Origin of the sequence: Psychrobacillus sp. OK032 (genome assembly GCF_900111345.1) — a bacterium.
GTDB lineage: Bacteria > Bacillota > Bacilli > Bacillales_A > Planococcaceae > Psychrobacillus.
The window spans coordinates 257,617-278,029 of the sequence record NZ_FOGY01000007.1 but is presented as its reverse complement, the minus strand read 5'-3'; the positions used below and the strand labels follow the sequence as shown (position 1 = coordinate 278,029).

Annotated in this window: 14 protein-coding genes, 6 tRNA genes and 1 rRNA gene; all 21 read left to right on the top strand. The window is 41.6% G+C overall.

Annotated features, from left to right (window positions below; translation table 11 throughout):
* Positions 1-92: ribosomal RNA gene (rrf, locus tag BMZ04_RS15220) — 5S ribosomal RNA — on the top strand; the annotation flags it as partial.
* Positions 93-712: 620 nt separating this feature from the next.
* Positions 713-787: transfer RNA gene (locus tag BMZ04_RS15215), tRNA-Asn, on the top strand.
* A 13-nt stretch (positions 788-800) separates the two neighbouring features.
* Positions 801-873 (top strand) — tRNA-Thr (locus BMZ04_RS15210).
* Positions 874-998: 125 nt separating this feature from the next.
* Positions 999-1,074, top strand: a tRNA-Val gene (locus BMZ04_RS15205).
* A gap of 21 nt (positions 1,075-1,095) precedes the next feature.
* Positions 1,096-1,179: transfer RNA gene (locus tag BMZ04_RS15200), tRNA-Tyr, on the top strand.
* Positions 1,180-1,185: 6 nt separating this feature from the next.
* Positions 1,186-1,260, top strand: a tRNA-Gln gene (locus BMZ04_RS15195).
* 22 nt (positions 1,261-1,282) lie between these two features.
* Positions 1,283-1,355, top strand: a tRNA-Ala gene (locus BMZ04_RS15190).
* A 270-nt stretch (positions 1,356-1,625) separates the two neighbouring features.
* Positions 1,626-2,216: a GNAT family N-acetyltransferase gene (locus BMZ04_RS15185; RefSeq protein WP_255367945.1), complete on the top strand. Its 591-nt coding sequence runs from the start codon at positions 1,626-1,628 to the stop codon at positions 2,214-2,216.
* Positions 2,217-2,286: 70 nt separating this feature from the next.
* Complete coding sequence (gene rocF / locus BMZ04_RS15180; RefSeq protein ID WP_093272778.1) at positions 2,287-3,192, top strand: arginase; 906 nt, start codon at positions 2,287-2,289, stop codon at positions 3,190-3,192.
* Between the two features lie 167 nt (positions 3,193-3,359).
* Positions 3,360-3,935 carry an RNA polymerase sigma factor SigW gene (sigW, locus tag BMZ04_RS15175; protein ID WP_093272774.1) on the top strand — a complete coding sequence of 192 codons (576 nt, stop codon included), beginning with the start codon at positions 3,360-3,362 and terminating at the stop codon, positions 3,933-3,935.
* Between the two features lie 12 nt (positions 3,936-3,947).
* Positions 3,948-4,577, top strand: coding sequence for a zf-HC2 domain-containing protein (locus BMZ04_RS15170; RefSeq protein ID WP_093272770.1), 630 nt, complete (start codon positions 3,948-3,950; stop codon positions 4,575-4,577).
* Between the two features lie 115 nt (positions 4,578-4,692).
* Positions 4,693-5,532 (top strand): diadenylate cyclase CdaA, encoded by an 840-nt coding sequence (gene cdaA, locus BMZ04_RS15165; protein ID WP_093272767.1) that lies wholly within the window; start codon positions 4,693-4,695, stop codon positions 5,530-5,532.
* A complete protein-coding gene (locus BMZ04_RS15160) occupies positions 5,525-6,790 on the top strand; it encodes a CdaR family protein (protein ID WP_093272764.1) in 1,266 nt (421 codons plus the stop codon). Before cdaA ends, BMZ04_RS15160 begins: the two co-directional genes overlap by 8 nt.
* Positions 6,791-6,827: 37 nt before the next feature.
* Positions 6,828-8,180, top strand: a complete 1,353-nt coding sequence (gene glmM / locus BMZ04_RS15155) for a phosphoglucosamine mutase (RefSeq protein ID WP_093272761.1) — start codon at positions 6,828-6,830, stop codon at positions 8,178-8,180.
* Between the two features lie 119 nt (positions 8,181-8,299).
* Positions 8,300-9,265 (top strand): quinone oxidoreductase family protein, encoded by a 966-nt coding sequence (locus BMZ04_RS15150; RefSeq protein WP_093272758.1) that lies wholly within the window; start codon positions 8,300-8,302, stop codon positions 9,263-9,265.
* A 61-nt stretch (positions 9,266-9,326) separates the two neighbouring features.
* Positions 9,327-9,842 carry a type 1 glutamine amidotransferase domain-containing protein gene (locus BMZ04_RS15145; RefSeq protein ID WP_093272755.1) on the top strand — a complete coding sequence of 172 codons (516 nt, stop codon included), beginning with the start codon at positions 9,327-9,329 and terminating at the stop codon, positions 9,840-9,842.
* A 128-nt stretch (positions 9,843-9,970) separates the two neighbouring features.
* The gene (locus tag BMZ04_RS15140; protein ID WP_093272752.1) at positions 9,971-11,575 is read left to right on the top strand and encodes a gamma-glutamyltransferase family protein; all 1,605 of its coding nucleotides are present in this window, start codon (positions 9,971-9,973) and stop codon (positions 11,573-11,575) included.
* A 415-nt stretch (positions 11,576-11,990) separates the two neighbouring features.
* Positions 11,991-13,793 carry a glutamine--fructose-6-phosphate transaminase (isomerizing) gene (glmS, locus tag BMZ04_RS15135; RefSeq protein WP_093272749.1) on the top strand — a complete coding sequence of 601 codons (1,803 nt, stop codon included), beginning with the start codon at positions 11,991-11,993 and terminating at the stop codon, positions 13,791-13,793.
* Between the two features lie 626 nt (positions 13,794-14,419).
* Positions 14,420-16,945: a beta-glucosidase family protein gene (locus BMZ04_RS15130; RefSeq protein ID WP_093272747.1), complete on the top strand. Its 2,526-nt coding sequence runs from the start codon at positions 14,420-14,422 to the stop codon at positions 16,943-16,945.
* 259 nt (positions 16,946-17,204) lie between these two features.
* Complete coding sequence (locus BMZ04_RS15125; protein WP_255367950.1) at positions 17,205-18,734, top strand: right-handed parallel beta-helix repeat-containing protein; 1,530 nt, start codon at positions 17,205-17,207, stop codon at positions 18,732-18,734.
* A 514-nt stretch (positions 18,735-19,248) separates the two neighbouring features.
* On the top strand, positions 19,249-20,139 hold the full coding sequence (locus BMZ04_RS15120) for a LysR family transcriptional regulator (protein WP_093272743.1): 891 nt from the start codon (positions 19,249-19,251) through the stop codon (positions 20,137-20,139).
* Positions 20,140-20,413 lie beyond the last annotated feature (274 nt).

Here is a 20,413-nt window from a genome sequence, read left to right as displayed (position 1 = left end):
ACACCCGTTCCCATACCGAACACGGAAGTTAAGCTCTTTTGCGCCGATGGTAGTTGGGGGATTCCCCCTGTGAGAGTAGGACGTCGCTGGGCACTAATAAAGAAGTCGTTATCGAATAATCGGTAACGGCTTTTTTGTATGTAGAAACTTAACCTTTTATAAGGAAGGTAGCGGTATGAAGATATGAGATTCTCTATGTTAGGTTGCTCTCATCTACAAAGATGACCGCTCTCACGTAAAACAGTGCTTACGAGCTTAATTTGATTGCCTTGACTCACTTATATCCAACTTCAACTTCCCTGAACAATGGAATCGCAGGTAGTTGCTTCCAGAGGGAAACTGGTTACTTATGAGCTCGATTTGACCGTCATAACCTATTTATTTCTAAGGAAAAATCCTTTATATCATTGGCAGTAGATATCCGACCTGTAAGAGTAGGACTTCTTTTCATGCTTTAGGTAACAATGAATTATAATGACAACTGGATAACTTTGGTCATGCATTTTCACTAAAAAGTTGAGCTTAAATTCTAGTAATTAATTGTAGATACTTAAATAAATGAGAGGAATGTTAATCTCTTTTGGGGATAAATGTTAACGATATTAAATGCTAATAAACAATTAGGTTATATTTTAAAAAAAATGTAGAAATAGACTTGCAATATAAATAATAATTGTTATAATTATATTTGTACTTTAAATAGATGCATTGTTCCGAAGTAGCTCAGTGGTAGAGCAATCGGCTGTTAACCGATCGGTCGTAGGTTCGAGTCCTACCTTCGGAGCCATTTTTTTGTCTGTGCTTCCATAGCTCAGCAGGTAGAGTGCTTCCATGGTAAGGAAGAGGTCAGCGGTTCGAACCCGCTTGGAAGCTTACATTTTGAAAATTAAATGTAAATAAGCCTAGACAACTACTTGCTTAAGAGAAACAAATATGTTATTATAATTCTTGTCCGATTCTTATAGAGGTACATAACTGATCGTGATTTTTATAACCCAGGAGGATTAGCTCAGCTGGGAGAGCATCTGCCTTACAAGCAGAGGGTCGGCGGTTCGAGCCCGTCATCCTCCACCATTTATTTTCATACTTAGCTTTGGAGGGGTAGCGAAGTGGCTAAACGCGGCGGACTGTAAATCCGCTCCTTAGGGTTCGGCGGTTCGAATCCGTCCCCCTCCACCAGTTTATTGGGGTATAGCCAAGCGGTAAGGCAACGGATTTTGATTCCGTCATGCCCTGGTTCGAATCCAGGTACCCCAGCCACAAATATTACATTCCGTTTTACGGGGCCTTAGCTCAGCTGGGAGAGCGCCTGCCTTGCACGCAGGAGGTCAGCGGTTCGATCCCGCTAGGCTCCATAACTTATATATTACAAAGTAAACCTTTCCGTCTTTCGGAAAGGTTTTTTTAATCTACAAAATGTTGAAGTTGGACGAATAATCCTAAGCGAGATATAAGTACAGTGGAGGCGACAAAACACATAACCAACACAACAAAAACCACTCACACCGATTAATAAAAAGTCATTGTTCTTTAGACAATCTTTTTACTTAGTAATTTCATAGTTTCCGAGGTAAATTACTTTTCAATCGGACCATATTTCTATTATGATGATATAAAAAAATGAGGTGTTGAGTTTGGCTGAAACAATGGTATATGGAGATGTGACATTACGACCAATGAAAGAAAGTGACATACCGTTTTTGTGGGAGTTGTATGATCCCCAAATCTTTCAATTTATGTTGAATAAAATAGAAAATAGGGAACAACTTAATAATTGGTTGCAAGTAGGAATTTTTCAAATGAATACAGAACAAACTGCACTTTCATTTGTAGTAGAAAATACCGATACAAATAAAATAATGGGAACAACCCGTATTTATGGAATGGATCATACGAATCATGCTTGTGAAATAGGTTCGACTTTCTATGGGAAACAGTTTCAGCGAACACATGTGAATACAACAACCAAATACTTGCTTTTAAAACATTGTTTTGAACACTTAGGGATGATTCGTGTCCAATTTAAAACGGATGAGTTGAATATGACTTCCCAGCGTGCCATTGAACGAATAGGTGGTATAAAAGAGGGTGTTCTTCGTAATGAACGAATTCGTTCAAATGGCACGGTGAGAAATGCCGTTGTTTACTCAATCATTGAGAGTGAATGGCCAGAAGTGAAAACCCATCTTGTTCAGTTAATGAATAAATATTCATGAAAATGCTGAGTTGAGCCAATTCCCCTTTAAGATTTACAATAGATGTAGGAATGGAAAGGGGTATTACATCATGAATAAGTTAAATATCTCAATAATAGGTGTACCAATGGATCTTGGACAAAATAGACGTGGAGTCGATATGGGTCCAAGTGCTATCCGTTATGCAGGAGTCGTAGAACGTCTAAAGGCCCTAGGTCACACTGTTAAAGACGAGGGAGATATTGCAATTAGTCATACTCGTAAAGAACAATCTCCAAATACAACTTTACGTAATTTGGAAGATGTAATAGAAGGTAATACAAATCTAGCGAACAAAGTCCATGAAGTACTATCTGAAGGAAGATATCCCCTAGTACTCGGTGGCGATCATAGTATAGCAATCGGGACACTTGCAGGTCTTGCGGATCGCTATGAAAATTTAGGAGTTATTTGGTACGATGCGCATGCCGACCTAAATACAGCAGAAACTTCACCTTCTGGGAATATACATGGAATGCCTCTAGCAGCTAGTCTTGGCTTGGGCCATGAAGACTTAGTGAATATTCGAGCTTACGCTCCAAAGATTAAATCCGAAAACGTTGTCATTATAGGGGCTCGTTCAGTAGACCCGGGCGAACGTGAATTAATAAAAGAAAAGGGCATTAAAGTCTTTTCTATGCATGAGATTGATAAGCATGGGATGACTGAAGTAATGAATCAAACAATAGCCTATTTCCATGAACGTAACGTAGATGGAGTCCATCTATCGCTCGATTTAGACGGTTTAGACCCACTCTACACACCAGGGGTTGGTACACCGGTTCCTGGTGGCATTAGTTATCGTGAAAGCCATTTAGCAATGGAAATGCTTTATTCTTCTAATTTGATTACATCAGCTGAATTTGTAGAAGTAAATCCAATACTGGATGAAAAAAATAAGACAGCCGATGTTGCAGTTGGATTGATGGGATCGCTGTTTGGTGAAAGTCTCATATAATACGAATTGATTAGAAAGCAGGCAAATAGTCTGCTTTTCTTTTTGTTATTATCAACACAATGCATGGAATATTTGGTAAAATAAATAATATAGAAAAAAATGAAACCTGTTGTTACCTTTATCCGTATAGGTAAGACAGCCGCACGAGGCGGAGGGGAAAAATCACGATGGATGCGTTAATAAATAAAAGAATAAAACAAGTGTTAAAAGGCGATAAAGACGCATTCGCGGAGATTGTCGACCTGTATCAGCATAGACTATTTCAAGTATGTTTCCGAATGCTAGGAAATCGCCATGAAGCGGAAGATATTGCACAAGAAGCATTTGTGCGAGCCTTTATCAACATACACACCTTTGATCAAAAAAGAAAATTTTCTACTTGGCTATACCGTATTGCGACCAATCTATGTATCGATCGTATAAGGAAAAAAAAGCCGGATTATTATTTAGATGCAGAAGTAAAGGGTACAGAAGGACTGGATATGTACTCTCAAATCGCAGCAGCTGATGAACTGCCGGAAGAAGAAATCATGAAGTTGGAGCTTCAAGATCGAATACAGTATGAGATTAGTCGTCTTCCGGATAAATATCGATCGGCCATTGTTTTAAAGTATATGGAAGAATTATCTTTACAAGAGATTAGCGAAATATTAGAATTACCACTTGGAACAGTAAAAACGAGAATTCATAGAGGCCGAGAAGCACTGAGAAAACAGTTAAGCAGGCAGCCCAATTTTTTATAGGAGGGAATCACGATGAATGCATGTCCAGAGCGAATTGTTCACTATATGCATGAATATCTAGATGGTGAAATAAGCCGTGAACATGAGCTTGAACTAAAATCTCATTTGCAGTCATGCGTGGATTGTCAGGCTCATATGCATGAATTAAGCGATGTAGTTGCTTTTGTAAAAGGAGCAGCTCATGTAGAAGCACCAACTAATTTTAGTCAAACTGTAATGGCAAGACTTCCAAAAGAAAAATCACATGCTGGTGTTAGTAGATGGTTGCGGCGTCATCCAATTCTCACTGCAGCAGCATTATTCTTTTTATTTATGAGTAGTGCATTATTTAGTAATTTCAATGAAGAGCAGCAATTCTCTTTTACCAAGCAAGAAAATGTAGTGGTGGAAGGAGAAACGGTTATTATCCCCGAAGGACAAGTTGTAAAAGGTAATCTAGTGGTCCAAAATGGCGATGTTCGAATCGATGGTGAATTAGACGGGAATCTAACCGTCATAAATGGTTCGAAGTATATGGCTTCTACTGCAGTCATAACGGGCAAAACGGAAGAGATTAATGAGGTATTTGATTGGCTTTGGTTTCACATAAAAGAAGGTGCGAAAGAAGTCGTTTCATTTTTTGATAAAGAGGAAACAAAATAATGGAAAGTCTATCCAGGGAAGTGGATAGACTTTTTTCGCCCTAAAATGTAGGGAAGCGGGCAACTATGATATACTATCATTGTATGGATTTGTGATGAAAAGTGGGGGATGCCACATGTCGTTTATGGAGCAATTTACTAGTTTTATGCCAGTAAACGTAATTGTAAACATTTTAGATGTTTTATTTGTTTGGTTTGTAATATATAAATTAATTACCTTGATAAAAGGAACGAAAGCAGTTCAATTATTAAAAGGAATATTCGTTATAATCGCAGCTCGAGTAGTAACCGATTTTTTAGGTATGGATACACTTGGCTGGCTGCTTGAAAATGTAATAAGTATTGGATTTTTTGCAATCATCGTTATATTTCAACCTGAAATAAGAAGAGCACTCGAGCAAATAGGTAGAGGTAAGCTCTTCGCAAGAAGTTCCACGATGCAAGAAGAGGAAGAAAAAAACCGTTTAATAGAGGCTATGAAAAAATCTGTAAGTTATATGGCGAAACGTCGTATTGGAGCGTTAATCTCCATTGAAAGAGAAACGGGTTTAAATGAATACATTGAAACGGGAATTCAGTTAAATGCGCATCTTACTTCGGAGCTTATGATTAATATCTTTATACCAAATACACCTTTACATGACGGTGCGGTTATTGTTCAAAAAAATAATATTGTCTCCGCCGCTTGTTATTTGCCGTTATCTGAAAGTCCTTTCATTTCCAAAGAGCTTGGAACACGGCACCGTGCAGCAATTGGTTTAAGTGAAGTAACGGATGCTATTACCATTGTTGTATCAGAAGAAACAGGAGCGGTAAGTTTAACATCTAATGGAGATCTCCATCGAAACTTATCCATGGAAGAGTTTGAAAATCACTTGAAACGCCTTTGGTTTGGACCAACAGAGGAACAAGTAACTTCTTCTAAATGGTTGTGGAGGGGGAAACAGAATGGATAAAATGATGGGCAATCCATGGTTTTTACGGATAATTGCATTAGTACTTGCAATTCTACTGTTCGTTTCTGTGAAATCGGATATGGAAAAAAATAATATGAATACAACTAGCACGTCAGTGGAAGTTCTTCGGGATGTGCCTGTAGAGGTATATTATGATGATGAAAACTCCGTTGTAACAGGAGTGCCAGAAACTGTTACGGTGAATATAGAAGGTCCATCGCAACAAGTTTTTTCCACGAAAGTGATGAAAGATTATAAAGTATTTATTGATTTACGAGAGGTAACGTTTGGTGAACATAGAGTAGCGTTTTCAACTGAAAACTTTTCAGATAAATTGAAAGTGCGTATTGACCCTGTAAATGTAAATGTAGTGATTGAAGAACGTGTTTCCCAAGAATTTACTGTGGATTTAGATATGAATGAAAGCTTGTTAGCTGAAAACTATATCGTCAAGTCCTATGATATGGAACCGAAAAAAGTAATCGTCACAGGAGCAAAAAGTATTATAGATAGCATAGGCTATGTAAAAGCTACCATTGTTAGAGATGAAGGGATTAATAAATCGTTTGAACAAGAAGCAAGCATACGAGTACTCGACGCGGATTTAAATAAATTAGATGTAACCGTTGAACCGAAAACGACACAAGTAAAAGTGAATGTAGAAGAATACAGTAAAGAAGTCCCGGTAGTTTTAGTTCCCAAAGGTGTGCCTAAAGAAGGGGTAACGGTTAATGGATTGTCAACTGATGTAAAAAATATTAGACTTTATGGCCCACGAACAGTATTAGATAAAATAGGGCAGTTACAAGTTGATGTAGACGTGAGTAAACTAGAAGATACGAGTAGCTTTGAGTTGAAGTTCGCAATTCCAGATGGTGTGTCTAAATTGTCGCTCGACAAGATAAAAATAACAGCAGATGTCACACCAGCATCATCAGTTGAGACTGAAGATGAGCAAGAGGAAACTGTTTCAATAGTGGAAGAGAAATCATTTGAAAAAGTTGCGATTACAGTGAAGGGGCTACCGGAACATCTAGTTAGTAATTTTGAAACACCTACAGATGGAATCGTTTCTGTCGTAGCAAAAGGAACACCCGAGGCTTTGGAAAGTATTCAACTAAACAATGTTTCCGTATACGTAAATGCCGAGAATGCTGAGGTTGGGGAAACAACCCTTCCTATTCAAATAGAAGGCCCATCTAATATAGAATGGGGAACGTCTGAATCTGAGGCAAAAATAACAATAAAAGAAGCTTAATGCGTAGGACAACAGGTTTTTAAGGAGAGAAGAAGAAATGGGAAAATATTTTGGTACAGATGGTGTTCGAGGAGTAGCAAATTCAGAATTAACACCAGAACTAGCTTTTAAACTAGGTCGTGTTGGAGGATATATTCTAACGAAGGAAGCAAAGGAACGAGCGAAGGTGTTAATCGGTCGCGATACTAGGGTATCCGGTCATATGCTAGAAGGTGCACTCGTTGCTGGGCTTCTCTCAGTTGGTGTGGAAGTGATGCGTTTAGGAGTCATTAGTACACCTGGTGTAGCTTTTTTAACGCGAGTTATGAGTGCAGATGCAGGAGTGATGATTTCTGCTTCGCATAATCCAGTGGCAGATAATGGAATTAAATTCTTTGGGCCGGATGGTTTCAAGCTTTCGGATGAACAGGAAGAGGAGATTGAGCAACTACTCGATGCAGAAGTAGATGAAATTCCTCGTCCTACTGGAGCAGGAGTTGGTTCCGTATCGGATTATTTTGAAGGCGGACAAAAATATATTCAATACTTGAAACAAACAATAGATGAAGAGTTTGTAGGTGTCCATGTCGCATTAGACTGTGCAAACGGGGCAACTTCTTCCCTTGGAACCCATGTATTTGCGGATTTAGATGCAGATCTATCGACGATGGGAGTATCTCCAAATGGGTTGAATATTAATGAAGGTGTAGGTTCAACACATCCAGAAGAACTAGCTAAGTTTGTCTTAGAAAAAGGAGCGGACGTAGGTCTTGCATTTGATGGAGACGGGGACCGTTTAATCGCTGTTGATGAAAAAGGACAAATTGTAGATGGCGACCAAATCATGTATATATGTGCCAAATATTTAAATGCACATGGGCGTTTAAATAAAAGCACGGTCGTTTCCACTGTGATGAGTAATATGGGCTTCTATAAAGCATTAGAAGCACATGACATGACAAGTGTGAAAACAGCAGTTGGAGATCGCTATGTAGTAGAGGAAATGAAAAAGAATGGCTATAACCTTGGCGGGGAGCAGTCAGGACATATTGTCTTCCTAGATTACAATACAACAGGTGACGGTTTATTAACTGGTCTACAACTAGTCAATATTATGAAAGTAACCGGGAAAAAACTTTCAGAACTTGCATCTGAAATGACCATCTTTCCTCAAAAGCTTGTAAATGTGCGCGTAACAGACAAGCATGCAGTGACAGAAAATGTGAAAGTAGCAGCTATGATTCAAACAGTAGAAGCAGAAATGTCGGGCAATGGTCGCGTTTTAGTTCGACCATCAGGTACAGAACCGCTTGTACGTGTCATGGTAGAAGCAGCTACGGAAGCAGACTGCGAAAACTACGTAAGCCGTATTGTGGATGTAGTAAAAGCAGAGATGGGATTAGCTGAATAATAAATTATAATCCAGCCTTGTGCTGGATTTTTTTCGTTACCCCAAAAGTCAGATTCATTGTACTTCATACAAAGTTTATATACGATAAGTCATATATTTCAATAGACGGGAGCAATAAAATGAAAGCACTTATTTTTGAAACGTTTGGTGGACCTGAAGTATTACAGTATAAAGAAATTGATAACCCAGCCATGAAAGAAAATGAGGTATTGGTTCGAATGAAAGCAATTGGGTTAAATTTTGCTGATATTTATAGGAGAAAAGGGAATTATCATCTAGCCGGAAATCCACCATATATTTTGGGATATGAGGGTGCTGGTGTGGTAGAGCAAGTAGGTGTAGGAGTATCTGAATGGAGCGTAGGAGATCGTATTGCATTTGCAGATGTCCCATATGCGAATGCTGAATTAGTAGCTGTTCCTATCGAAAAAGCGATTCCTTTGCCAAATGATATTTCTTTTGAGATAGCTGCGTCTGTTTTATTGCAAGGATTAACGGCACAGTATTTGACTAGTGATAGTTATCAAGTGAAGACTGGGGATACGATACTAGTTCATGCAGCAGCTGGTGGTGTGGGACAAAACCTAATTCAAATCGGGAAACTACTTGGAGCAAATATCATTGGCCTCACCTCCACCAAGGAAAAGTCCGAAGTTGCTTCTTTGGTCGGAGCGGATGCTGTTTTCTTATATAAGGACAATTGGATAGATGAAGTGAAGGAAGTAACAAATGGTTTCGGGGTAGACGTCGCGTATGATTCTGTAGGTTCTACATTAGGAAACAGTTTTGAAGTGGCTAAAATAGGTGGTACTGTTGTGTTTTATGGAATGTCAGGTGGAGATCCGGCGTTTGTTGATCCACGCATGTTGATGGATACTTCTAAAACGTTAATTGGTGGAGACCTTTGGAATGTACTAACCTCTTTAGAAGAACGAAAGGTACGATCGAAGCAATTATTTGACTGGATTTTAGAAGGAAAAATAACTATCAAAGAGCCAACTATTTTTGCATTGCAGGACGGAGCCGAAGCACACCGCTTATTAGAAAGTCGAAAAAGTGTTGGGAAAATCCTTTTAACAACATAAATGTTTACTAAGTTTATTTAGTGGAATAATAATAGAGAACAAACAGATAAGGAGTGAGGAAATGGCTAAAGTAGCAACATTAATCACAAATATGTTTGAAGACGTAGAGTATACGAGTCCAGCTCAAGCTTTAAACGATGCAGGACATGAGGTATTTACAATTGAGAAAGAAGCAGGGAATGAAGTAACTGGTAAACAAGGCGAAGCAAACATTAAAGTAGATTATGGAATAGATGATGTAAAACCAGAAGATTTTGATGCTTTATTTATTCCAGGAGGATTTTCACCAGACATTCTACGAGCGGACGATCGATTTGTAGCTTTTGCAAAAGCGTTTATGGATGCAAAGAAACCAGTATTTGCAATATGTCACGGACCGCAACTTTTAATCACTGCAAAAACATTAGAAGGGCGAGATGCTACTGGATATAAGTCGATTAAAGTCGATTTAGAAAACGCCGGAGCAACTTACCATGACGAAGAAGTATTTGTTTGTGCCAATCAACTCGTCACAAGTAGAACACCAGACGATTTACCAGCGTTTAATAGAGAAATTGTAAAATTGCTGGAAAAATAAATAAACAATCTCAGGGTGCCTTCAATGGAGGGTACTCTTTTTTTGTACATATGAATAGGTAGAATATTCACTCAATAATCTGTTATTCTTAAAGATAAAGAGATACATAAATAAGAGGGGGGATTTGTATGGATTATTTATACCATCCGTTTTCAGCTAAACGACATACTGTTTTTGCAAAAAAGGGAATGGTTGCAACGTCTCAACCGCTGGCAGCACAAGCAGGATTAGACATCTTAAAGCAAGGGGGAAATGCTATTGACGCTGCAATTGCAACAGCTGCAGCACTTACCGTAGTAGAACCCACTTCTAATGGTATAGGCGGAGATGCATTTGCTTTAGTTTGGACAAAAGATAAACTGCATGGGTTAAATGCCTCAGGTCCTGCACCACAATCTATTTCTGCACAAAAACTAAGAGACCAAGGATATGATCATATACCTGTCCATGGTGTAATACCTGTTACAGTGCCTGGTGTTCCCGCTGCGTGGGCGGCACTATCGGAACGTTTTGGTAAACTCTCGCTTAAAGAGGTACTACTACCAGCAATTCGTTACGCAGAAGAAGGCTACCCGTTAACACCTATTCTTGGTAAGTATTGGAAACTAGCGTATGCTAAATTTAAAGATACTTTTACTACGGAAGAATTTACTGCATGGTTTGAAACCTTTGCACCAAATGGAAGAGCACCAGAAATCGGGGAGATGTGGTCTTCACCGGGTCATGCTAAAACACTCCTAGCGGTTGGAGAAACGAACGCTCGCGATTTTTATGAAGGAAAAATAGCAGATAAAATTGATGCTTATATGAGAAAACATGATGGATACTTATCAAAAAAAGATTTATCTTCATACAAAGCAGAGTGGGTAGAGCCTATTTCAGTAAATTATCGAGGTTATGATGTTTGGGAAGTTCCACCAAACGGTCAAGGGATGGTAGCACTAATGGCGCTTAATATATTCAAAAACCTTCAAACACCGATGTGGCAAAATGCAGATACATTCCATCATCAAATCGAATCGCTGAAATTAGCATTTACAGATGGCAAAGCATTCATTACAGAACCAGGTGCTATGCCGATCAGCGTAGAACACTTATTATCAGATGAATATGCTAAATCTCGTGCTGCAACTATTGAAGAAGGAGCAAGTAATCCGGAACCTTATGATTTGCCAAAAGCGGGAACAGTTTATTTAGCGACAGCGGATGAAGAAGGCAATATGGTTTCGTACATTCAAAGTAATTACATGGGGTTTGGTTCTGGAATTGTCATTCCGAATACAGGAATCGCATTACAAAATAGAGGGCATGATTTTTCATTAGATGAAACACATCCAAATGTGTTGCAACCTGGCAAAAGAACATTCCATACGATAATTCCAGGTTTCTTAACGAAGGATGGAAAAGCGGTTGGACCGTTTGGAGTAATGGGTGCATATATGCAGCCGCAAGGACATTTCCAAGTTGTGACGAATACGATAGATTATCTATTGAGTCCACAAGCAACATTGGATATGCCACGTTGGCAATGGGTGAAAGGAAAAATAATTCATGTCGAACCCGAGTTTCCAAATTATCTCGTGCAGAGCTTAGTAAGAAAAGGTCATGATATTCAAATGGCAACGGATGGTGGTAGCTTTGGACGTGGTCAAATAATTTGGAGAAACCAGGAGACAGGGGTTCTCCAAGGCGGTACAGAGTCCCGGACAGATGGAGCAATAGCGGTTTGGTAAATAGGTTGGAGAAAGAGCCTCTACTTGGGGCTCTTTTAAGTTAATCTATTAATCTATATTCGACTAAATTGACGTGCATATAATGAACGTATATAATGAAAAAGTTACTTTAAATGTAAATTATAAAGTGACCGCGTAGACAGGGAGGAACGTTAAACGCGTTAAAGTAAGGAAAACAATTATAGCGCCAGAGCTGAAGAAATCGGACGAAATGTATCTTCAGCAGACGAGGTGGAGGTTATCGAAAATTCGGCGGATGCCTCCCGACCGTATTTGCCCGGTTGTTATTCTTTTTCAGAAACCATACGAGTGATTGTATGACAGAGGGGAAAAGAAGGCATTCTTAGCATAATGAGCGACTGTGAAAAAACAGGACGTTTATTTTGACATGAATGTAAACGGAGGAAATAACAATATGTGTGGAATTGTAGGATATATTGGAGAAGCGGACGTAAAGGAAATATTATTAAAAGGATTAGAAAAATTAGAGTACCGTGGATATGATTCAGCAGGAATTGCGGTGCTCAATGAAGATGGCGTAGTCGTTTTTAAGGAAAAAGGTCGAATTGCAGATCTACGTGATGTAGTGGATGAAGATGTAGATGCAAGACTTGGCATTGGGCATACTCGTTGGGCAACACATGGTGTACCAAATCAACTAAATGCGCACCCTCACCAAAGTACAACAAAACGTTTTACACTTGTGCATAATGGTGTCATTGAAAACTATCACCTCATGAAAAAGGCATATTTATCTAATGTAGAAATGGCTTCTGATACAGACACAGAAGTAATCGTACAGTTAATAGAAAAGTTTTCTCAAGACGGACTATCGACAATAGATGCACTTAGAAAAACATTGCATCTAATCCACGGATCTTATGCACTTGCACTTCTAGACAAAGAAGATGCAAACACTATTTATGTAGCCAAAAACAAATCACCACTACTTGTAGGACTTGGAGAAGGATTTAACGTAGTGGCATCCGACGCTATGGCAATGCTACAAGTGACAGAGCAGTATGTAGAACTTCACGATCAAGAAATAGTTATCGTGCATAAGGATTCCATTGAAATTCAAAAACTAGATGGTTCCATCGTAGATCGACCAGCATACAAAGCAGAGCTAGATTTGAGCGATATCGAAAAAGGAACATATCCTCACTACATGCTAAAAGAAATGGACGAACAACCAGCTGTTATTCGTAAAATTATTCAAGCCTATCAAAATGAACAAGACGAGCTTGTGATTGACCCGGCTATTTTACAAGCATTTCATGATGCAGATCGTCTGTACATTATTGCTGCAGGCACAAGCTATCACGCTGGTCTTATTGGAAAACAATACTTCGAAAAAATCGCAGGTATTCCAGTAGAAGTTCATATTTCTAGTGAGTTCGGCTACAACATGCCACTTCTTTCTGCAAAACCGTTGTTTTTATTCATTACACAATCAGGTGAAACTGCGGATAGCAGACAAGTGCTAGTGAAAATAAAAGAAAAAGGCTACCCAACGATTACAATGACAAACGTACCTGGATCAACACTTTCTCGCGAAGCTGATCATACGCTTTTACTTCACGCTGGTCCTGAAATTGCAGTTGCATCTACGAAAGCCTACGTTGCACAAGTAGCAGTATTAATGGTAACAGCTTCTGTGTATGCACAATATCAAAACAAAACAGTAGATTTTGATGTTGTGAAAGAACTAGGTATTGCAGCAAATGCAGTGCAAACAATTGTTGATTCCAAAGAAGAAATGGAAGAAATTGCGGCAGAGTTTTTAGCAACAACTAGAAATGCATTTTTCATCGGACGCAATATTGACTTCTATGTAAGTTTGGAAGGTGCTTTAAAACTAAAAGAAATCTCTTATATTCAAGCAGAGGGATTTGCAGGTGGAGAATTAAAACACGGTACAATCGCACTTATTGAAGATGGTACCCCAATATTCGCGCTTGCAACTCAACAAGCCGTAAGCCTGAACATTCGAGGTAATGTAAAAGAAGTAGTAGCACGAGGTGCAAACCCATGCATTATTGCAATGGAAGGCTTAGAAGAGGAAGAAGATCGCTTCGTACTTCCAAAAGTACATGAGCTATTCTCACCGCTAGTAGCAGTAGTACCTTTACAGTTGATTAGTTATTATGCCGCGTTGCATAGAGACTGTGATGTGGATAAACCGAGGAATTTAGCTAAATCGGTGACTGTGGAATAAGGTCAATTTTACATTATCTGAATTTTGTTGCTGTCCAGTTACATTAAAGTTGGTAACTTTAATGTCGGGTTACTGATGAAAAGTGGAAAAATATACAGACAATATAGATCAGACTAAATAAAGTTAATACAATCGTATTCAAGAAATTTCTTGAATACGATTTTTTTGTCTGATTTTTTCGTTTTTTAAAAAGTAATATTTAAAATATGCCTGATATTGAATTTCATTACATGTCACCTTCGATTGGATTTCCAAATATCATAGTAACATTGCTTATTTAATAAATAGAAATTCATCCATCCTATTTCAGTATATTTAGAATGATGAAGTATATTCCTCGTTTAAATTTATTTTGATTCTTTATTTGGCAAATCATTGCTACTACAGTGTTTGAGACCACTTCAGGACTTTAGGAGCGTTACTAATCTCGTGGTATTTGTTGCTGTTTTGTAATTAACCGGACATGCTAGCGTAATAGTTTTTCTATATACTAAGAGACTGTTGTTAGTAAGGGAGAGATATTTCAATACTAATTGACGAATAGTTATTAAGGGAGAGATTAAGATATAAAACGAATTTTATAAATACATAATAGACAAATATTAGATAGTAATGGAGAGATTAAGATGATAAAACGAATTACTTCAATTTTTTTGACAGCAACGATCTCCATGTCTGCATTAGTAAATCCTGCTAATGCGATAACGGAAGGGATCAACCCCTGGATGAACACCCAGCTCTCTGCTGAGGAGCGCACCAAGCTGCTTCTCGATGAGATGACGATGGAACAGAAAATCCAGCAAATCGCCATCTCGCGATTCAATGAGAACGACACCGGTGAGACGGTAGTCATCGACAAGAAAGGTAGTAGCAAGTACCAGAACGGCGAATTCGCGCCCCAGGGTACCTTGCCTGGGTGTGAGTGGCAGGACACTGGCCGACAAATCCGTGGAATTGAGGATCTAGGCATCCCCACAATCCGCATGACTAACGGTGGTACAGGAGTGAAGGGCGGCTCGTGTGGGAATGACCCAGAAGCGACGGGACTACCGTCCTCCCTGGCGATGGCCGCAACCTTTGATCGCGAGCTGAACTATGAAGCAGGCCGAATTCTTGGCGAAGAAACTCGTGCTTTCGCGCATCACGTGCTGCTCGGGCCGGGCATGAACCTCGTGCGTCACCCGTACAATGGACGTAATTATGAATACTTCAGTGAGGATCCGTACTTGACGGGCACCATGGCAACAGAGCAAGTCAAAGGTATCCAGGACCAAGGAGTTCAGGCACAGCTTAAGCACTTGGCAGGCAACGAGCAAGAGACTGAGCGATGGACGATGGGTGTCCAAGTTCCCTCACAGGCGATGAACGAGCTGTACATGCTGCCTTTCGAGATGACTGTCAAGGATGCTGACCCAGCTTCAGTGATGTGTTCATTCCCGGATGTTAACGGCACTTATGCTTGTGATAGCTCTGAATTGCTACAAGATGCTTTGCGTGACAACTGGGGCTTTGATGGTTACGTGATGAGTGACCGCCGCGCAATTCACGACACGGTTGCTGCCATCAAGGCGGGCATGAATGTTGAGCTAGACTGGGCACCACAGTACTACACTGAGGAAAAAATCCAGGATGCACTTGATTCTGGTGAAGTAACCGATGAAGACATCGACAATCTTCTTCGTCCACGCTACATCAAGATGATCGAGTACGGCCACATGGATGAGCCTTACGATAAGTTCATGCCTGAAATTGTCGATCCGATTGCTAACGGAGCTAGCGCACTGAAGATGGCTGAGGATGGAGCCGTACTGTTAAAGAACGATAACAGCTTCCTACCATTGGATGGCGAACCAGATTCAATCGCACTGATCGGCGTTGAGTGGTTCGCTGGCGAGGCCAAGATGTCCCCGCGCTCCACTAAGGACACAAACGAGAACGTCGTGACCCCTTACGCGGTGACCCCGCAAGAGGGTCTGGAGAACGTCATCGAGGAGCTGGGCTACGATACTGAAGTAACGTACAACGATGGCCGTGACCCGGAGGCTGCCGCTAAGCTGGCTGCTGAGTCTGACGTCGTGCTGCTTATGATCGGCGACAACCCGCATGAGACCGTTGACCGCGATACCCTTGGCTTCCCGGCCATCGACCTCGACACGCGAGATAAACAAGAGGACTGGGTGGAGCAGGAGCCGCTGATTGATGCGGTCTTGAAGGCAAACTCGGAGAACACTGCTGTGGTCCTAAAGACTTCTGGTACGGTGCTAATGCCGTGGTTGAATGAGGTACCAGCAGTACTTGAAGCTTGGTTCCCAGGCATGGAGGATGGAAATGCCGTGGCTAACTTGCTTTACGGTAAAGTCAATCCTTCCGGTAAGCTGCCTATGACATTCGGTGCGACCGAGCGTGAAGCTGCCTTCGCGACAGAAGAGCAATTCCCAGGAACGCGTCAAGATACTGGCAAGCCAGGCGGACCAGGCCCATACGGTGACGGTTCCGACCAATTAATCGCCAAGTACACTGAGGGTCTAGAGATGGGCTACCGCTGGTATGAAGCAAACGATGTGAAGCCGGTCTTCCCATTCGGGTATGGCTTGTCTTACACGACTTTCGAGTATGATGACTTGAAGGTGAAGAAGGTTCGCGGTGAAGGCAAAGGCAATAACGGCTCGTTTTCCGGTATTGACGTGTCCTTCAACATCACTAACACTGGTGACGTTGCCGGCAAAGAAGCGGCACAGGTCTATCTGACACTTCCGGACGAGGCAGGACAGCCAACTAAGCGACTTGTCAACTTCGAGAAGGTTGATCTTGAGCCAGGTGAAAGCCAACACGTGACTGTACGTATTAACCAGGCTGATTCCAACCACCCGTTCTCTTATTTCATTCCGGAAGAACCGGATAACCTAGCGAACTGGGCTGATGGCGAGTGGGCTACTGTTGATGGAAAATACCGCGTGCATGTCGGTGGTTCTTCGGCAGACACTCCGTTGGAAAAAGACATCCCGTTAAACTTTGCAAAAGAAGAGAGAAAAGCGCAACAAGCTGCAGCAAAAGCTGAACGTAAGGCAGCAAAAGCTGAAGAAAAAGCTGCAAGAGAAGCGGCAAAAGCTAAAGCGAAAGCAGACCGCGAAGCAGCAAAAGCTGAAAAGTAAACGGCCCTCAGCAAAGATAACAACAAGGGTAAAGGAAACAACGGAAATAACGGGAATAATGGAAACGACAACTCCCAAAAATAGGCCTCTGGCCATGGGATGACGTTGGCGACCCGGTAGGGGTCGTCAGGCATCCTGAAGTTAGTGAGCCCGCGGGGTTCGGCAAATCAAGCCGAGGCCCGCGGGCTCACCCCTTTTCTCGACGCTTCCATGGACGACGAGAGGGACGTAAGAAACAAGGAAGGACGTGAGAAGTTTGATGAAGGAATCTGTTCGGAACAGCCGGCGAGGTTTGGCGAATTTATGGTGGGTGGTCCTTGGTCTGGTGGTCCTCTTGACCGCATGCACCGTCGAGGAAACCGACGGGCCGATCGAGAGCGATGAAGCCGTAGAACCCGCACCGTCCGAGAGTGATAAAGCCGTGGAACCTGCTCCGTCCGAGCAAGGCGACTGGCAGCTCCCTGGTTTGGTGGACCGATCCGGCAAGCCGATTGAGGTGTCGACACCGGGTCCGGCCACGGGCAAGCGACTTGATGTTATGGACTTTGGAGCAGATCCGGATCCGGACTCACACGACGACGCAGCAGCCATTCGGGCGGCCCTGGACGCGGCTGAACCAGGTGACGAAGTCCTGCTGCCGGCCGGCACGTATGACCTGCGTTCCACCGACCCGGACGACGAGTCGGCGAACATCGTGTTGCGCAGCGGCGTAGACCTGCGCGGCGAGGGCCAGGAGAGCACCGTGCTGCTGACCTCCCTCGACGGAGAGGATGACAGCCGGGTGATCCGTGGCTCCGGCGTCCACGATGTTATCGTCGCTGATTTCACCATCACCTCCCGATACGAGGGGGCACTTGGCGACAATCCCGAGGACGGCGACGCAGGTGGCGGCCCGATGTACGGGATCCACCTCGGAGCGCAAGAAGGGCAGGCCAGCTCCCAAATCATAGTGGAGAACCTGGGCATCCGCAGGTTCGAGCGCCACGGCATCTCCGTCAAGGCCAGCCGTGAAGTAACCCTCTCTGGAAACTACATTAGTGAGGCAACTGCCGTCGGTCCCGGCGGACAGGGCTACGGCATCGCTATCGAGGGTTCAAGGGACCAACACGACCCGGATGCTGCCAACGATTCCCGGCACAACGTTGTCATCGGCAATACCCTCGATGGCAGGCATCTGCGACACGCTATTCTGCTGCAGTTCTCCACGCACAACAATCTCGTGGCGGACAACACCATCGTCGGCAGCCACCTCGACGCCATTGACCTGCACGGCGAAGGTGAATACCTGAACGAGGTCCGGGATAACACGGTCGTTGGCGGGCAGCGGGCGGGCATCGCGCTGGGCAATTCCGGAGGGGCCAAGAACAAACACGACGCCTCAGGACCTGGAAACTGGGTGCACTCCAACGACCTGATTGGAAACCGTCAGGGAATCCTCGTCATCCTGGGAACTCCTGACACCCTCATCGAGGACAATAGGATCACCGCAGGGGAGGATTCGAAGGTTGGCATCGAGGTCCGCAATGGGCCGGGCACGGAGTTGCACGGTAACCACATCACTGGAGGGACTGACGGGTTCTGGGCCATCCGGCTCAATGAGGATCGCGGTACTGACGGACGGGGAACAGGAATCCCCTCAGGCATCAGGATCGAGAGCAACGTCATTCGACAGGTCGCCAACGGCATCAGAATCGATGCCGGGAAGGACCTCAGCATGGTCGAAAACGTCGTCGACGGCATCAACGGATCGGAGCTGAAGGTGGCTGACGGGATCGAGGTAAAGAAGTAGCTAGTATGTAAACTAATCCTAGTATTTTATGATTAGAATACAACGAATTAACATTCTAATTGTAAATAACATAAAAACGCTTAGAGAATATTTCTCTGAGCGTTTTTTTTTCCATCATAAACTAAAGCAACCGTTAGTTGAAAAGGATAGATTATGCTTTTCGCTATTCTAATATAGACTAAGATATAAAAATTGTATAATGTACAGTAATCTTATACATTAAATATTTTCTAGGGTTCCGCAACAGTTTATGTAGGTCTGGTCCGAGAGAAAAATCACAGCTTTGCTGTGTCACGAAAGAATAAAAGCCTGGGAGTAACTATTTAACAGTTACCTCTTAGGCTTTTTCATTTTGTTACGTATTATTACAGAATTATAAATTGTGGCCAATATGGCTAGTGCTACTCTAATTTATGTTATTGCTCCAATGAGTATACATCACCAATTAGTATGAGTAAAATGAATGAAAGAACTAAGAAATATATATATAATTCATAGATTGGAGATTACATTCATGGACATACGTCATCTCACTTACTTTACAGAAGTAGCCAAATACAAAAGTTTTACCAAAGCTTCCAAATCTCTTCACTTGTCACAGTCTACACTAAGTAAAGTAGTCAAAAGTTTGGAAGAAGAATTGAATGTAGAACTGATTGACCGTTCCGCAAAGAAAATTGAATTAACGGAAGCAGGCGAAATAGTATTGGCGGAAGGCGAAAAGATTATGGAATCGCTAAATGATTTATCTATCCACCTATATGATTTAATGAACCTAAAAAAAGGAAAAATAAAAATCGGTATACCGCCAATAATTGGTTTTTTATTTTTCCCAAAAATCATTAAAGGATTCAATAATCTATACCCCGATATCAAAATAAAGCTCTTTGAAGAGGATTCAAAGAAGGTTAAACAGGAAGTCAGAGATGGAACATTAGATCTTGGAGTAGTTATGCTACCTGTGGATGAAAAGGAGTTTGATGTTGTTCCTCTTGTTTATGATGAACTGTCGCTCTTTGTCCATAAGTCCCATCCATTAGCACAGAGGGAAAAAGTTGAAATGAAAGAATTACAAAATGAAGCCTTTATTCTATTTAAGAAAGAGTTTGCAATTCATGACCTCATTATTCAAGAGTGCCTACGAGCTGGTTTTCGTCCGGAAATTGCTTATGAAAGTTCTCAGTGGGATTTTATTAGTGGGATGATTGGCGAAAACTTAGGGATTTCCATTTTCCCAAAACCCATTGCTAAAAAAGTCGATCAAGATTTAATCAAGGCGATTCCCATCGATAATCCAATCTTTCCTTGGAATTTGGGACTTATCTCAAAAAAGGGAAAACACGCTTCACCTGCAGTTCGTGAATTTATCCGGTATATTTCAGTTGAATTACCTTTTGAATCATGAAAAAAAGGAATGCATTGAATGATTTATATGTATTTTACGAATAATGAAAACTACGTTATAGTTATTTCTGTCAAATACGTTTGAGATATTTGATGGTATCAATATAAAATAAAAGGATTAACCTAATACATTAGGGGACCCCCTATATCTAACTACCTGCATATTAGGGGGAAAAACTTTATAAGGAAATTTCAAAAGAAGGTTAATACCTTATATTTGAGATTTCCGAAAAAATCAGATTTGAGAGAAATTGCAATTCATCAAGAAATTGTTG